Source organism: Faecalibacillus intestinalis, assembly GCF_003024685.1.
In the GTDB taxonomy this organism is placed as follows: Bacteria; Bacillota_I; Bacilli_A; order Erysipelotrichales; family Coprobacillaceae; genus Faecalibacillus; species Faecalibacillus intestinalis.
In genome coordinates, this window is record NZ_PYLQ01000005.1 from 1 (window position 1) to 16,284 (window position 16,284).

At 29.3% G+C, this 16,284-nt stretch carries 20 protein-coding genes; 1 reads left to right on the forward strand and 19 read right to left on the reverse strand.

Annotation, left to right across the window (positions count from 1 at the left end; genetic code table 11):
* Positions 1-302: 302 nt before the first annotated feature.
* From C7U54_RS05085 to C7U54_RS05125, 10 genes are all read right to left on the reverse strand, one after another.
* Entirely contained in the window at positions 303-1,448 is a 1,146-nt protein-coding gene (locus C7U54_RS05085) for a DUF2812 domain-containing protein (protein ID WP_162297490.1), read from the reverse strand.
* A gap of 95 nt (positions 1,449-1,543) precedes the next feature.
* Entirely contained in the window at positions 1,544-2,464 is a 921-nt protein-coding gene (locus C7U54_RS05090; protein ID WP_107029517.1) for an aldo/keto reductase, read from the reverse strand.
* A gap of 11 nt (positions 2,465-2,475) precedes the next feature.
* Entirely contained in the window at positions 2,476-2,895 is a 420-nt protein-coding gene (locus tag C7U54_RS05095) for a PPC domain-containing DNA-binding protein (RefSeq protein ID WP_022001844.1), read from the reverse strand.
* A gap of 11 nt (positions 2,896-2,906) precedes the next feature.
* Positions 2,907-4,259, reverse strand: coding sequence for an MATE family efflux transporter (locus tag C7U54_RS05100; RefSeq protein ID WP_107029518.1), 1,353 nt, complete (start codon positions 4,257-4,259; stop codon positions 2,907-2,909).
* A gap of 58 nt (positions 4,260-4,317) precedes the next feature.
* Complete coding sequence (locus tag C7U54_RS14775) at positions 4,318-4,491, reverse strand: hypothetical protein (protein ID WP_167389338.1); 174 nt, start codon at positions 4,489-4,491, stop codon at positions 4,318-4,320.
* A 145-nt stretch (positions 4,492-4,636) separates the two neighbouring features.
* Positions 4,637-5,854, reverse strand: a complete 1,218-nt coding sequence (locus C7U54_RS05105) for an iron-containing alcohol dehydrogenase (RefSeq protein WP_022001846.1) — start codon at positions 5,852-5,854, stop codon at positions 4,637-4,639.
* A gap of 131 nt (positions 5,855-5,985) precedes the next feature.
* Positions 5,986-6,873 (reverse strand): LysR family transcriptional regulator, encoded by an 888-nt coding sequence (locus C7U54_RS05110; protein WP_107029519.1) that lies wholly within the window; start codon positions 6,871-6,873, stop codon positions 5,986-5,988.
* A 71-nt stretch (positions 6,874-6,944) separates the two neighbouring features.
* The gene (locus C7U54_RS05115) at positions 6,945-7,460 is read right to left on the reverse strand and encodes a DUF5662 family protein (RefSeq protein ID WP_022001848.1); all 516 of its coding nucleotides are present in this window, start codon (positions 7,458-7,460) and stop codon (positions 6,945-6,947) included.
* A complete protein-coding gene (gene scpB / locus C7U54_RS05120) occupies positions 7,447-8,025 on the reverse strand; it encodes an SMC-Scp complex subunit ScpB (RefSeq protein ID WP_107029520.1) in 579 nt (192 codons plus the stop codon). Before scpB ends, C7U54_RS05115 begins: the two co-directional genes overlap by 14 nt.
* Complete coding sequence (locus C7U54_RS05125; RefSeq protein ID WP_107029521.1) at positions 8,025-8,753, reverse strand: segregation and condensation protein A; 729 nt, start codon at positions 8,751-8,753, stop codon at positions 8,025-8,027. The genes scpB and C7U54_RS05125 overlap by 1 nt, the downstream gene beginning before the upstream one ends.
* A gap of 93 nt (positions 8,754-8,846) precedes the next feature.
* Here C7U54_RS05125 and C7U54_RS05130 point away from each other — a divergent pair, with 93 nt between their 5' ends.
* Positions 8,847-9,668 (forward strand): hypothetical protein, encoded by an 822-nt coding sequence (locus tag C7U54_RS05130; protein ID WP_107029522.1) that lies wholly within the window; start codon positions 8,847-8,849, stop codon positions 9,666-9,668.
* Between the two features lie 87 nt (positions 9,669-9,755).
* Here C7U54_RS05130 and C7U54_RS05135 read toward each other — a convergent pair whose 3' ends face one another.
* From C7U54_RS05135 to C7U54_RS05175, 9 genes are all read right to left on the reverse strand, one after another.
* On the reverse strand, positions 9,756-11,027 hold the full coding sequence (locus tag C7U54_RS05135; RefSeq protein WP_107029523.1) for a spore germination protein: 1,272 nt from the start codon (positions 11,025-11,027) through the stop codon (positions 9,756-9,758).
* Entirely contained in the window at positions 11,024-11,374 is a 351-nt protein-coding gene (gene spoVAE / locus C7U54_RS05140; protein ID WP_022001853.1) for a stage V sporulation protein AE, read from the reverse strand. Before spoVAE ends, C7U54_RS05135 begins: the two co-directional genes overlap by 4 nt.
* Positions 11,371-12,375 carry a stage V sporulation protein AD gene (locus tag C7U54_RS05145; protein ID WP_107029524.1) on the reverse strand — a complete coding sequence of 335 codons (1,005 nt, stop codon included), beginning with the start codon at positions 12,373-12,375 and terminating at the stop codon, positions 11,371-11,373. Before C7U54_RS05145 ends, spoVAE begins: the two co-directional genes overlap by 4 nt.
* Entirely contained in the window at positions 12,353-12,796 is a 444-nt protein-coding gene (gene spoVAC / locus C7U54_RS05150) for a stage V sporulation protein AC (protein WP_107029525.1), read from the reverse strand. The genes C7U54_RS05145 and spoVAC overlap by 23 nt, the downstream gene beginning before the upstream one ends.
* A gap of 61 nt (positions 12,797-12,857) precedes the next feature.
* Complete coding sequence (locus C7U54_RS05155) at positions 12,858-13,619, reverse strand: protein-ADP-ribose hydrolase (RefSeq protein ID WP_107029526.1); 762 nt, start codon at positions 13,617-13,619, stop codon at positions 12,858-12,860.
* A gap of 1 nt (position 13,620) precedes the next feature.
* Positions 13,621-14,481 carry an SIR2 family NAD-dependent protein deacylase gene (locus C7U54_RS05160; protein WP_022001857.1) on the reverse strand — a complete coding sequence of 287 codons (861 nt, stop codon included), beginning with the start codon at positions 14,479-14,481 and terminating at the stop codon, positions 13,621-13,623.
* A gap of 11 nt (positions 14,482-14,492) precedes the next feature.
* On the reverse strand, positions 14,493-15,110 hold the full coding sequence (locus C7U54_RS05165; RefSeq protein WP_107029527.1) for a 4Fe-4S binding protein: 618 nt from the start codon (positions 15,108-15,110) through the stop codon (positions 14,493-14,495).
* Positions 15,111-15,114: 4 nt separating this feature from the next.
* Complete coding sequence (locus tag C7U54_RS05170; protein WP_107029528.1) at positions 15,115-15,720, reverse strand: ECF transporter S component; 606 nt, start codon at positions 15,718-15,720, stop codon at positions 15,115-15,117.
* Positions 15,721-15,807: 87 nt separating this feature from the next.
* On the reverse strand, positions 15,808-16,203 hold the full coding sequence (locus C7U54_RS05175; RefSeq protein WP_107029529.1) for a pyridoxamine 5'-phosphate oxidase family protein: 396 nt from the start codon (positions 16,201-16,203) through the stop codon (positions 15,808-15,810).
* Positions 16,204-16,284 lie beyond the last annotated feature (81 nt).

Here is a 16,284-nt window from a genome sequence, read left to right on the forward strand (position 1 = left end):
TATGTCCAATTTTCAACGTGCAAGAAACAGAATCCTATATTCTCAAAATAAATATGAAACTTACACAATGAATGAACATACAGACAGAATAAAACGTATAGGAAATCCTAGAGGAACCTACAAAAAATAAAATAAAAATAGAAAACAAATAAAAGGAGGAACACCAGGACCAGACATCATCCTAATTTTCCTCTTAAAAAAGCACTGAATATTTTAGAGGGGATACTGATTTCACATCAATATCCCCCTTAATAATTTAGAGCGAATTTCGCTAAAGCACTCGATTATTTAGAGCGCCATTCTTAGACCTTTAATCGTTGATAATATTTAATATATTTAGAAAGCGGTAATCCTTCTTTGTTATTGATGTAAAAAACTTCTTGACCCTTTAATACAACATATTTTTGTTTATATTTAAAACATAAATCACTATCTTTTTGAGTTATCAGAGGATATTGCTGAATAATTTTTTTATAAGCCATTTTATTTTTAAAAATATTTTCTACTTGATATTCAAAAATACCTTTTGAAATAGCTGCCGTAAATCCTTTATAATAGCCTTCCATTATTCCATGATCCCCTTCAATAGAATATCCTTGATATAACATTCCACCATCTTCATAGCTATAAGGTTGTTGTAAGCTTTGGACAGGTTCAATAGCGCTATAAGGATCGTCATCTGCTGGATGGTCATACAAACTTAAAGCAATTGTAGCAATAACACAAAGATAAACAATCGCATTAGATTTTTGATGTTTTTCTTTATAAAGATGTCCAAGATAACCAATTAACCAAGAAACAAGTAAAATCAGAAATGATTTGAAACCATTTTGTTTTAATAAATCTAATAAAATCAAAATAATCCCAACATAAAAATTTATTTTAGATAAAGTATTAAAAATATTTTCTAAATAAAAGGGCTTATTTTTCATTACTTTTTTTAAATGTGATAGATTACATAAGCCAAAAAAGAACAAAGAGAGGCTTATAAGACTTACAGCAGTATAAAATAAATAAGTACCAAAATAAAAAGTCAAATAAGGTAAACTTGGCAACCCATGTATTTTAAAAGGTTGATAAGCAATTAATAAAACAATGGCCATGATCATTAAAAAATAATGAGTTGTAAAATTATAAATCGTTGATAAGATTTCTTTTTTATCACCTACATCTTGTTTTAAAGGTTGAGCAAAAAGATCTTCAACTTCTACTACTTGTAACCCAAAATAATTAACAATAATACGGCATCCTGCTTCCTTTATATCTTTATTTATTTGTTTATAATATATTTTATAATGCTTTCTTTGTGGTGTTCTTTTTTCAAATGTTAAAAAATTTAGACTTATATTTCTTAAAAACCAACCTTCTAAAGCTTTATTTTCTAATAATTCAATAAATTGATCTTCATTTACTAAATAATCTTTTGTAGATATTCTTTTATATTTCATAAACATCACCCATCTTTATTATATCAATATATTATATTTATTCAATAAATATTATTTTTATTATAAGGTATATAAAAAGTTGCCTAAGCAACTTTCTATGGTAGTGGTTTTTCATTTGCAAGATAGAGATCATACCATTCTTGTCTTGTAAGCGTAAAATCACATGCTTTAATTGTTTCTTTTAAATGTTGAGAGGATGTTGTTCCTACGATTGGTTGCATATGTGCAGGATGACGAAGTAACCAAGCAATCGCTATTGCTGGTTTAGTTACTTGATATTTATGAGCTAATTGTTGCATAACATCATTTAATTTTTGATAATTTGGATGATCAATAAAAGTTCCTTCCGCCCAAGAAGCTTGGATTGAACTCCATGGTTGGATCGTAATATCATTTAAACGACAATAATCTAAAACACCACCATCTTTATCTTGTGCAAATGCTTCTTTCATATTCATATTTAATCCTGAATCAATCATTACTGAATGAACGATTGATAATTGTAATTGATTAATAATAATTGGATATTTTAAATATTTCTTTAATAATTCTATTTGTAAAGGTGTGTGGTTAGAAACACCAAAATAATGAACTTTTCCAGCTTCATATAACTCATTAAAAGTTTCAGCAACTTCTTGAGGATCACATAAAGCATCTGGTCTATGAAGCAAAAGAATATCTACATAATCTGTATGTAATCTTTCTAATGATTCATTGACACATTTTAAGATATGTTCCTTAGAAAAATCATATCTTTTTCCAGGAATAATACCACACTTTGTTTGAATAATCATCTGTTTTCTATATTCAGGATGTCTTTTTAATGCTTCACCAAATAATTCTTCTGATTTTCCTCCACCATAAATATCTGCATGATCAAAAAAATTAATTCCTGATTCTAGAGCAGTTTTGATAAGTTCTTCCACTTCTTCAATGCTTTTATCAGCAATTCTCATACATCCTAAAGCAATCTTTGATACCTTTAAATCCGTTTGTGGTAATGTTAAATATTCCATAGTTAGCTCCTTTATAATTTTAATAAATTTAAACCAATTTCTTCATCAAAGTAACGATCTACTTGTCCATTGATGACTTGAATAACCATTTCACATGTTGCTGAAACAATTGCTTTATTTAAATGACCACCAAAAACTTCTCCTTGATCATTTCCAGCAGATAGATGCATATGACTATAATATTCACCATTCATTGTATTAATAGTTCCCGTAAGAGATACAATTTCATAATCACCTTTAAATTCATTAGCATAATATTTCTTTTCCTTTGTTTTAAAAACACCAACTGTAAAATCATTAATTGCACCTAAAGCTTGAATACTTGCAAGTTTGATATTTTCTTTTAAAGCAATATTTTTAACTTGTTCAACAATATCTTCACCCTTATCAATTCTTGCGATAATTGTATTTTCAAATTTTTTATATTTCATTTTCTTTCCTCCTATTGATAAACCCGATATTTCCATTTTCCTTTCAAAAAACGGGTTGATAATAATAAACATCTAGAAATATTATCTAAAACCATCATGATCCAAACACTTTCAAGTCCAAATGAAAAGACATTGATCATGAGCATTGAACCAAAAATCCTTATTCCCCACATCGTAATCAAAGAAAATACAAATGGTGCTTTGGTATCCCCCATTCCATTAAAAGTTCCTTCTAAAATAATCAAGATACCATAGATTGGTTCACTAATAGAAACAATCCTTAATACCCTAGTTCCTAAAGCGATAACTTTTTGATCAGGAGTAAAAATCGACATAATATTTTGAGCATTTATGAATAATAAAACACCAGCAATAGCCATGATACTTAAAGTAATTGCACATGTAAGATACGTCATTCTTTTAACTTTAGATTCATCTTTTTCACCAACAGCATTTCCTACAAGTGTACTTGCTGCTGATTGGAAACCATACCCCGGTGCATAAAACGCTTGTTCTGCTTGAATTGCTATCGAATGTGTTGCCAAAGAAACAACTCCTAATTTAGCAATCAACGAAGCAAAAGTAACATGTCCTAAACAAATAACACTTCTTTCCATAACAACAGGAATAGAAATTTTTAAACATTCTAAACATACTGGTTTATGAAAATGAAATCCTGTATGTTTAAAATCAAAGATTTTATTTTGATAATAATGTCTAAAAATCAAAATTCCTCCAACAATATAAGAAATAGCTGAAGCTATCGCTGCTCCGGCTACGGATAAACCAGCTCCATAAACAGTTATACCAAATATCTTTCTTGTCGGATAAATTAAAAAGAAATTTAAAACGATATTGATTATATTCATATAAACATTGATCATCATTGGTGTTTTCATATCTTTAACAGCTCTTAAAGTTGAAGAGAGAATAATAATAAATGTTCTAAATATAAATGGTGCTGATACAATTAAAAAATATAAAAAAGCATCATGCCTTATTTCTTTGGCACCATTGAGCCAACCAGGTAAAAATGGAGCAATTATGATACTAATAATAGTTGTTATCAATCCTATAATAAAAGAAATAAATAAGGCTTGTTGACCCGCAATCTGTACTTTTTTATAATCTTTAGCGCCATCTGACTGAGCACATACGGCTAAGACACCTACTCCAAAGGCAACCGAAATACTTCCTAACAGCCAAGTAACAGTAGATGTTAAACCAACTGCTGCAGAAGCTGTTGCTCCCATAGAACCAACCATCCCTGTATCTACATAAGTTACTACCGTATTCATTGCTTCTTGAATAATAGCAGGCCATGCAAGATGACATATATTTTTTATCTCATTTCCATATTTCATCCTATAACCTCCAATAATTCTATTATACATACAAAAAAAGGAATAAACAATGTTATTCCTATAATCCTTGATACATTCTTGTACGTTTCACATCTAAATATTTCCAATATTTTCTTTCCCTACCACCTACAGCTATTACTAAATCATCACTGTATCCAAAAACTCTGGCAATTGTTCCTTTTTTCACTTTAGAAATATGAGTTAATTTTCCATCTAATATTGCATACTTCATAATAGCTACCCCCTTTATCTATCTTTATTATAGATAAATAAAAGAAATATTGTTTTCATAAGTATGTATTAAACACCTAAAAAACGTATTTATAGTATATACACATAAAAAAAGAGGTCCTTTATTTAGGACCTCATTTATTCTATTAGAAATCTACTTCTGTATCATAGTAGCAAGCTTTTAATAAAGCAACCATTTCATCATGGTTTGGAATACGTGGGTTTGATCCTGTACATGCATCAGCAATTGCATTATCAGCAATTTCATCAACACGTGCTAAGAAGATATCTTCTGGAACAAATCCAGTTTCAGCTGGCATACCATCTGCACCATATTTATTGATTCCATGAGGAATATTTAATTCATCATTCATACCTCTTAAATATTTAATTAATAAAGCAACTTTTTCATCATCATCTGCTCCACCTAAATGCATGTAATCAGCGATGACACCATAACGTTTTTTAGCTGTTGGATCTTTTGCGTTGAAAGCAATAACTTTTGGTAAATACATTGCATTAGCTGCACCATGAATAATATGTCCACCTTGATCAACGAAAGCAGCACCTGTTTTATGTGCCATTGAGTGAACGATACCTAATAAAGCGTTAGAGAATGATTGACCAGCTAAACATTGAGCATCATGCATTGTATCTCTTGCTGCCATATCTCCATTATATGATTTTACTAAGTTAGCTTGAATTAATTCAATTGCATGAATAGCAAGTGGATCTGTATAATTACAGTTTGCTGTAGAAACATATGCTTCAATAGCATGAGTCATTGCATCCATACCAGTATGAGCAACTAATTTAACTGGCATTGTTTCAGCTAAATCAGGATCAACGATAGCAACATCTGGTGTAATTTCAAAGTCAGCGATAGGATATTTAATTCCTTTATTATAGTCTGTAATAATTGAGAAAGCAGTAACTTCTGTTGCTGTACCACTAGTAGATGGGATAGCACAGAAATGAGCTTTTTTACGTAATTTTGGAATACCAAATACTTTGCACATATCTTCAAATGTGATATCTGGATATTCATATTTAATCCACATAGCTTTTGCTGCATCAATTGGTGAACCTCCACCCATGGCAACAATCCAATCTGGATTAAATTCTTCCATAACAGCTGCACCTTTCATAACAGTTTCAACTGATGGATCTGGTTCAATACCTTCAAATAATTTAACTTCCATTCCAGCTTCTTGTAAATAGTTAACAGCACGATCTAAAAAACCATTACGTTTCATTGATCCTCCACCAACACATACAATAGCTTTTTTTCCTTCTAATGTTTTAAGGGCTTCTAAAGCACCTTTTCCATGATATAAATCTCTAGGTAATGTAAATCTTTGCATAACTTATTCTCCTCTTTTCCTATCTCTAATGATAGCACTTACATTTATTTTTGGTTAGATACTAAAAAGGCATAGTGATATGCCTTTTTTTATATATCAAGTTATTTTTTTCACATTACATGTGCATTTTTTCACTTCACTTGTTCGATTACATTTTTCAAACATTCTATAAAATTTTGATCTTCTTTTGATAAAACATATCCTTTTCGATAAATTAAATAATCAACATATGGTATTTTCTTATCTTTACATGCTTTTAAAACAAAATCATTTTGTTTTAAAAGCTTTTTAGGCATTGGGGCAACCCACATATAAGTTTCTGGAATCTCATTTAAAAGTTCAAATTGTATTCCTCTTTCATAAATGTTCATATGCTTATGATTATGATGATCTTCTTGAATATGAATATCTCCATGTTTTAATTCAATTTGTTTCTTTAAATCTTTCATATAGATATCTTTGTCTTTAAGAGGATTATCTTTTGAAATAAGTATTTGATAATCAAAAGTAAATAGTTTTTCATAAGTCAATTCTTTTAAATTTAAAATATTGAAATAATAATCTTGATCTCTTAAAGGAAAACGTACAATTCCTAAATTATTTTCTCCATCATAAACATTTTGAATCGTATCAAATGAATTCGTTTCTCGATAATTTAGATTCAATTCCTTTTTCATATTATTATCCATTTTTAAATATTCAATAAAAGCTTCTGAGATGTAACTTGAACGAGGGACACAAATATCTAAATTCAATTTATGAGGATCATCCTGATACATATTTTTTAAATAATCTACTTCTTGAACAATTTTTTTAGCCTGTGATAAAAATTCTCTTCCTTTAGTTGTTGGAACAACCCCTTTATTATGTCTTTCAAAGATTTTTATATTAGCTTCTTCTTCTATTTCTTTAATAATTTTAGATAAACGTGGTTGATTAATATAGAGATGCTGTGCTGCTTTAGAAATAGATTCATATTTTTCAACTTCTATTAAATATTTTAAATGTAAAAAATTCATCTTCAAGCTCCTTAAATATAATATAACTATTATATCATTTCTATAAAAAAATTCTATGCAAAACATAGAATTTATAAATAAGTTTCTTTAATATAATCAATTGTTTCTTCTAAATTACTTTTAGATAAATGAACTAACATATCTTTAATCATTGCATCTGTTTCTTGATGAATGACATAATAACCATGTGTCTTATTATAATAATCTAAAGGAGCCGATACATCAAAATTTTCTCCACGGTAAACCATTGTTGCTGCTACTCGATCACAAAACATTTCCACAACATACCTTGTAGGCATTTTGGCAGGAACAACCCCTTCTCTTGAAAAATCAACCCAATATTCCCAATGATGTTTATTTCTTCCTTTATGGTGTAACCAGGCAGTAGAATAACCAATCGTTTCTCTTTCAATTGAATTAGGTGAACGCGTCCCTACCCAATATTTAGCGCCTGTTTTTAGTTCAGTTGGCGAATATTTTGATAAATCATGTAGTAATCCTTGTTTATATAAACCACATTTAAAACAAAGCATTGTCACATAGTATTTATGTTTATTAATTGTTTTCAAATGATTAATCAGTTTCACTTAAATCACCTTCTTGATATCTTGTCGTAAATATATCTTCATCACTTTCAGTTTCTACAATATCCCCTAATTCAGGAAGTTCATCTAAAGAAGCCAGTGAAAAAGCATCCATGAATTCATTCGTTACCCCATATAAAATAGGAAGTCCTGGACTTTCTTCTCTGCCTACTTCTTTAATAAGTGCTTTAGCAATGAGTTTTCTAATCATGCCATCACAACCAACTCCTCTAATATCTTCAACTTTAGCACGAGTAATTGGTTGATTATAAGCAATAATAGCGAGTGTTTCTAAAGCTGCTTGAGAAAGTGTTGTTTTTGATTGTTCTACCATTTTTTGATAATAAGGAAAATATTGAGGATTCGTTGCAAGTTTATATTTACCACCAAAATCAACAACTTGTAGGCCATCAAAGCCTCTTTTTGAATAAGCTTCTATAAAATGATCCATAGCTTCCACAGCTTCTTTTTTAGAAATTTCTAAAATCAGTGATAATTCTTTTATATCAATACCTTCATCACCTTTTAGATAAAGGATACCTTCTATAATATTATTACAATCTTCCATTACTCTTTCCCCTCTACATAAATATCATCAAACAATCCTTCTTGGATAATTTCAACTTCTTTATCATTAGCTAAAACTAAAATCGATAAAAATGTCACGATAAAATAATAGCGATCCCCTCTATCAAATAATTCATCTAATTTTACCCTTTTATTAACTCTTACTTTAAAATAATTTCTAATTTGATCACTTCTTTGTTCAATGGAAATATCTTTTTTAGAAATATGTGTATCTAATGGTCGTGATAACATTTTTCTTTGATACATTTTTTGCATAGCCTTCATTAAATCATATACTTCTAACCCCTCTGGAATCATTGTTGAAGTATCAATGACATATTCTTCCATATTATGAGAGGGTTTAATCAACATAGATTGTCTTTTTTCATATTTTTCTTGAATCTCGTCTAAAACATCTTTATATCTTTTATATTCAATAAGTCTTCTAATGAGTGCTTCTCTTGGATCTTCTTGATACTCATCTTCAATTTGTACTTTTTCTTTAGGTAAAAGCATTTTACTTTTCATTTCAATAAGCTGTGCAGCCATGACTAAATATTCAGACATCACTTCAAGTTGTGATGATTCCATCATATGTATATATTGTAAATATTGATCTGTAATAACTGATAGTTCAAGTGTTTGTAGATCCATCTCTTTTTCTTTAATTAAATGTAACAATAAATCTAAAGGGCCTTGAAAATCATCTAATATAACTTGATATTCCATTGTTTCACCTCTTAGGTATTATAACATAAATTTATATTTTGTATTTATTATGTTGATTATTTCCTATATAATACGCCTGAAAGGGGTTATAAAATGTTTTCATTATTATCTATTATTTTAGCTTTTTTTGCAGGAATTTTAGGAGCACTAATTGGTGGAACACAAACCTTTATTTGTACAGGTTTTGTCGGTCTCCTTATATTTTTATTAGAACATGTTGGTGTTGATACCACATTTTTAAATGAAGCTTTATCAAATAATTTATTTTTACCATGTATTATCTTTAACGCTGCAGGACTTGCAACTGCCTATGCAGGAACAAAACATAACATAAGAGGTGTTGAAACTTCTAGATCACTTGCTTTTACCAATGATCCAAAGGTTTTACTCGTAGGCGCTATCGGTGGGGTTTTAGGTTATTTGATTTTTGCCTTTGAAAATTATTTTTCATTTCCGGTAGATACCGGAGCTGTTTCGGTTATTCTTGTAGGAGTTTTAGGTAGAAGTTTATTTAATAGAGAAAATACATATAATCAAAAGAATTTAGATTTTTTAGAAACAGCACCTAATTCTTTTTGGTTATTCCAATTACTTATAGGAATTGCAGTTTCAACTGTCATGGCTTATTTTGCAAAAGAAACAGGTCTTTATACAATTGGTTTTTCAATTAGTGCTTTAACACTTATCTTTGCTTTAAGTGATCCTGCTTTCCCTGCTACACACCATACAACTCTTGTTGTAGGTTATGCCATGGCACAAACAGGTAATATTATCATTGCTGTTGTTTTTGGAGTCATTGCTCATTTTATTGGATTGATTTTTGGCATGGTGCTTAACACAGATTGTGGAACACATATCGATCCACCAGCTGTTGCTATTGCTACATGTAGTTTAATTATTTTTACTTTATTTTAAAACGGGAGATAACTTCTGTTTTTTTTGTTTTATAAAAAATGTATAAATCGTACATATATTTTAAAAGATTTATGTACAATTTATACACTATTTCTTAGGTTCTCTAATAATGAATTGAAGTAAATCTTTTCCATTAAAAGGAATTAATGGATAAAGATAGGAAAAGCCAAAAGGTTTTAATGATATTAAATACATATATAAAATAACTTGATACGCAATAAAACCTAACCAGCCAAATAACCCTGAAAATAGAATCATAAAGATTTTTACATATTTATTCGTTAGTGAGAGTTCATAATTAGGAGTTGCAAAACCACAAACATTTCCTATAGATACAAATAACAATATCTCACCTGAAAAGAAACCCAGTTCAATCGCAAATTCACCTAATAAAACTGCAGCAATCATCCCCATCGTATTTGAAATAGAATCAGGCGTATGAATAGTCGCAATTCTTAAAAGTTCTACAGCCAGTTCTACCAAAATAATAGAAAAGAGTGTTTTAAAACTGATACTTCCTTGATTTTTAATCAGCATCCATAAAGGAACTAAATAAATAGAAAGAAAAACGGCACTAAAACGAATTAAACGAATAAAAGTTCCAATAATAGGTGTTTGGCGATGTTCTTCTACGTGTTCTAAAATTTCAAATAGAGTTGTGGGCAACATCATAACCGAACTTGAAGTATCACAAATGATGGCAAGATAGCCATGATAAATATGTGTTGACACAACATCTGGCCGTTCGCTATATCTTACAAGTGGAAAAGGATTATAACCTTGATCAAAGATCAGTTCTTCTAAAGCCCGATCTGTCATAATTAAATCTTCATTTTTAATTTCTTGTAATCTTTCTTTAATACTTTTTAACATTGTTTTGTCTATTTTACTTTGCAGATAACATAAACAAATATCCAATTTATTTGTTTTTCCTACCGTTACTTTTTCCATTACTAAATCTAATGTACGAATACGTCTTCTAATTAATCCAGCACAATTTAATAAATTTTCATTAAAACCATCTTTACTTCCTCTTACTGTTTTTTCTGTATCAGGTTCTTCAATTGAACGTGTAGGAAAATGCCTTGTATCTAAAACATAATTTTTATTTTCTTGAATATCTTTAACAATAGCACATCCTGTAAGCATCGCATATTCATATTGACTTATCTCTGTTTCTTCTTTGACATCTCCATTATTTAAGCAATCTTTTAAAGTTTTTCCTTTCGCATTCGTAATTCCTTCAACTAAATAAGCAATTAATTCATCAGAACAGAGACTTGAAACATAATTGATTTCTATTTTTCGATTATGAAAATCAAGTGTTCTAACATTGATATCAAATGAATTATTATTCATGATTTTGGTTTAAAAAAGATTGCGACTAAAAAAGCAAATAAAATAGCTGAAGCAATTCCGGCTGCCGTTAAATCAAACATTCCCATAGCCAGTCCAAAAACACCATATTCTTTTGTCATTGCCATAGCGCCATGCATTAGTGAATGTCCAAAGCTTGTAATAGGAAGCATTGCTCCTGCATGAAATATTTTAATTAAACGATCATAAATATGAAATAAATCTAATAGTGCTCCAAGGACAACAAAACTACAAGTAATATGCCCCGGTGTTAATTTTGTATATTCGTAGATTAATTGTGCTATAACACAAACAAAACCACAAAATAAAAATGATAATAAATAATTCATGAAACACCCTCCAATACATAACCATGACAAACACAAGGAATAGATAATTTTTGATTTGTCATTACTGGATTTAACAATGCTCCTGTTGCTAGAACTAATACTCTTTTATATTTACCTTTTAAAATCATTTGATAAATATATCCAAAGCTTACTAAAGCATTACATACTGGTCCACTTCCACCTTGATAAATATTTTGGGTAACATCATATAAAAGACATCCACAATCATCATATTCATTATATTTTTGATTTTCTTCTTTTAATAAATCTTTCATAATCTTTTTTCCATAATTAGAAAGATCTCCTGTTAAAATCAAATCATAATAAGTACCATCTCTTTTTAAATCTTTCATATGTTGTAAATACGTATCTAAGGCTGCTGGAGCCATTGCTCGTCCCATGTCATTGGCATCATATTGATCATAATCAATCACTTTTCCTAAAGTAATAGATTCTATTTTTACTTTACTAACCTTACAAGATAAATAAACCGCACAACTTCCCGTTGCAGTAAAAGTCATGGTTTGTTTTCTTTGAATACCATATTCAATAGGATACCTAAATTGCCTTTCAGCTGTTGCATTATGAGAAACAGTGCAAGCAATCGCATTTTGAATATTATGATTTTCTATCATTATACTTGCATTAGCGATAGCAAGACCAATCGTACTACAAGCACTATATAAGCCAATAAAAGGTTTATATAAATGACTTGCATAATAATAACAGGCTGTAATTTGATTATTTAAATCTCCACCAAAATACAAATCAATGTCTTCTTTTTTGACTTTTCCTTTTTTTAAACAAAGCAAAATAGCATCTTTCAACATCTCTATCTCTGCCTGTTCATAACTTTTTTGATGATGATAATGATCAGGATAATGCTTATCAAAATAATGTCCTAAAGGTCCTTGATGTTCAACAATTCCTGCAGTTGTACCAACACTTTGAATATAGACATTTTCAAAAATAAAGCTATTACCAGAAATACGTGATGACATATCTAAGTCCTCCTACAATAAATGATGCAACTATTCCAAAAGTAATTACTGCACCACCTAATTTAAAAATATTAGCACCTATACCTGTTACTAAACCTTCAGTTCTTGCTTCTAAAGCACTAGAAGTCATTGCATTAGAAAACCCTGTAATAGGAATAAAAGACCCAGCTCCAGCAAAGTTTCCTAAACGATCATAAAGACCTAATCCTGTTAAAATAGCTGCAATGAGTATAAGGGTAATAAGCATAATAGGGGTTGCTTCTTTTTCACTAAAAGAGAATAATTTTTGATAAAGGTTTAAAAAAAATTCTCCGATCATTCCAATTATTCCTCCAACTAAAAAAGCACTTAATGTATGCTTTAATACTTGTTTTTGAGGTTTATTCTTATCTGCAATTTCATTATATCTTTTAATATTCATTATTTTACCTCCATATTTTAAGGATAGACAAAAATAATGAATATAAACAAAAAAAGAATCCTTACAGATTCTTTTGAAGTACTTGTTTATAGAATCTTTCATCTTCATCTTTGAATACATTAAAAATCACTTTTTCTATTGTTGAATGTTCTAAGTGTTTTTTTACTGTTTCAATAGCAATCTTAGACGCTAAATCATTAGGAAAATGAAAAACACCGGTAGAAATACAACAAAAAGCAATTGTTTTCAAACCATATTTTTCCGCTAAATTCAAACAACTTTCATAACAAGAAGCCAGTAATGTTTCTTCTTTTTTTGTCACAAATTCTCTTACAATAGGACCTACAGTATGAATAACATAACAACTAGGTAAATTATAAGCTAGTGTAATTTTAGCTTTCCCTGTCGGTTCTAATATTCCTTGTTGTTTCATTATTTGATGACATTTTTCTCTTAGCTGAATACCTGCATAGGTATGAATGGCATTATCAATACAATGATGTCCAGGAACAAAACATCCTTCCATTTGATTATTTGCTGCATTAACAATCGCATCTACTTTTAAACGGGTAATATCCCCTTTCCATAAAATAATTTTATTATTATCATTTTCAAAAGAAACAATCCCTTTTTTTCGATTTTCTTCTTGTAACATTTCATCTTGAATTTCTAAGAATTTTTTAGAAACAGGTTTTGCTTCACGAATGTTGACAAGTTTTCGATAAGTTGTAAAGAGATCTTCACCAAAAAATAAATCTTTATCTAAATGAAGATCTTCTAATAAATAATTAATGAGATAGTTTAATCTTTCATTTTGATTCATCTTATTTTCCTTCTTTCAATAAATTATTAATGACTTGATCAATATCTCCTTTAATAAGAAGTGATCTTTTATTGATTTCAATAGGACAAGATATATCCTCATAATTAATACAAGCATAGATTGCATTTTTATTTTGACTTGTATATTTCCAAAATGGATATTTAATAATGGCTGGGGTATTGCCACCAACGCCTAGTTCTAAATAAAGCACTTTACAATTTTCATGTCTTCTTAAAAAATCTTCATATCGATTGTAAGCTTGATACCATCCTTCATCTTGAACAAAGGTATTATCACAACGTAAATTCATTGTAAGTGGAGCATGACAATGAGGACAACGAGGAACAAGCTCCGTAGGAACTTTCATGTCTTTTTGTTTTTCAATCATTTCTCTTACAATTTCTTCATTATCATAAGTTTCTTGATGACAAGGTACACTACATTGCCATAAACCATAATCTCCTTGTGTATAAAAAAGTCTTTTTGAATCAAAGCCTGCTCTTTGAAATTGATGATCAACATTGGTTGTTAAAACAAAATAATCTTTATCTTTAACAAGTTCAAGTAATTTTTGATACGTATCTTTAGGAGAATTGATATAACGATTATAATAAATATGTCTTGACCAATAAGCCCAATGTTCTTCTAAGGATTCATAAGAATAAAAACCAGCTGAATACATATCTCTTAAATGATATTTCTTTATAAAATCAGAAAAATATTTTTCAAATCTTTCTCCTGCATAAGTCAAACCTGCCGCAGTCGATAACCCAGAACCTGCACCAATAATAATAGCATCACACTCTTCTATACACTTTGACAATTGTATTATTGATCCTTCATTATTCTTTTTTAAAAACATAACTTTACCTCCTAGTATCTAGAAATCACTTGTTTAGGACACACTTCTTGACATTTTCCACAATGCAAACAATGATCTTGTAAAATAACAACTGGTTTACTTGATATATCAATACATTTTTGTGGGCAAACACGATAACACATCTTACAACCAATACATCCTTCACCTACATAATATCCTGATTTTTTTAAAGATTCATTAACAACAAAACTTTGACGATAAATCGGTTTTTGACTCAAATCAAAATATTCACCTTGGCATTTATCAATTTGAAAAACTTCTAAAACTTCTCTTGAAATCTCATCTGGATAGATTTCTTTCATATAAGGATTTTTTTCAAATATTTCATCAAGTCTTTCATGACCAATATTTTTAATCGTTCCTTGCAATGAAATAGCAACCGAAGACATTGTATCCTCTCCTTTTAAACCTGTTAAAGCAATATGACTTTGTTTCATCAAACGATCATAAAACGCTTTTCCTCTCGCTGTTAAAAAATAAAGCGATTCATCTTCTAATAACATCATATCAATTGCACACGTATAGGGATAACCTTTTTGATCTGTTGTTGCAATAATAACTGTATGTATATCTTCTTGTAAAACTTTTAAGATTTCATGTGTATTCATTTTCTTACTCCTTAAATAATATACTTAATTTCTTATAACTTAACATTGTAATCATTGATACAATACTATATTTAAATAAATTAAACGGTAAAAGTGAAAAAACAATCATCGTAAATACATCCTTTACCAGAGGATTAACTACGTGAATCATATTAATAAGATCCACCATTTTTAAATTTAACACTTTTAAATAAAGTGGAAAGATTAAAAATAAATTAAAAATAATCGCCAATAGGCTTGTACATATTATACTTACTAATAATCCTTGAATTGCTGTTTTCTTAGTCTTTTTTTGTTGATAAATAAACGAAGCAGGTAATACAAACGAAAGTGTAAGTAATAAATTTGAAAGATCACCTACAAAAAAGGATGTTGTTCCATTCAATAAAAAATGTAATAAAATTTTCATAAAAACAATGATCCCTCCAGCAAATGGTCCTATTAAAAAACCACCAAGCATTACCGGTAAATCAGAAAAATCAAATTTAACGAATGAAGGTGAAAAAGGAAGCTGAATCTCAAAAACCATCAATACAGCAGAAATAGCAGAAAACATTGCTATCATCGTTAAATTTTTAGTTGTTAGTACTTTTTTTGTCATTATTTCCATTGTCTTTCTCCTTTAAGTAAAAGACTCAAAGAAATCTTTGAGTCTTAAAATTGAAACTTTTGGGTTAAAATCCCAAAGAAAATATAATTAAAATTCGTAAGGTGCATTACCACTGAAGTCAGCAATTAAACCATGTGCATCTTCTAAATAGAACACTTCAAAAATTGGATTATCAGCTGTTTGATATTGTCCTTTAACGATAGGATTAGCAATACACATTTCTTTTACAGGCATGTTATTTTCAAAAATAGCTTTACCATGTAATCTAATCCAAGCATATTCTGGTGATGAAACACTAATTTCAATTTCAGGATTTTCTAACATATCTTTGTAAACATCTTTTTGGTTGTTTGTACAAAACCATAATTTACCATCCATTTCTCCAGCAAACATAAATGGACGACATTTAGCTTTACCATCTCTTCCTACTGTTGCAAGATATTGCACTGGGTTAGCATTTAAAAATTCAATTACTTTATTCATTTCTTTCTCCTCCTCGATGTAATCGTCTTTATTACATTAATAATGTAGCATCCTTTTAATGTAACGTCAATGGTTACATTA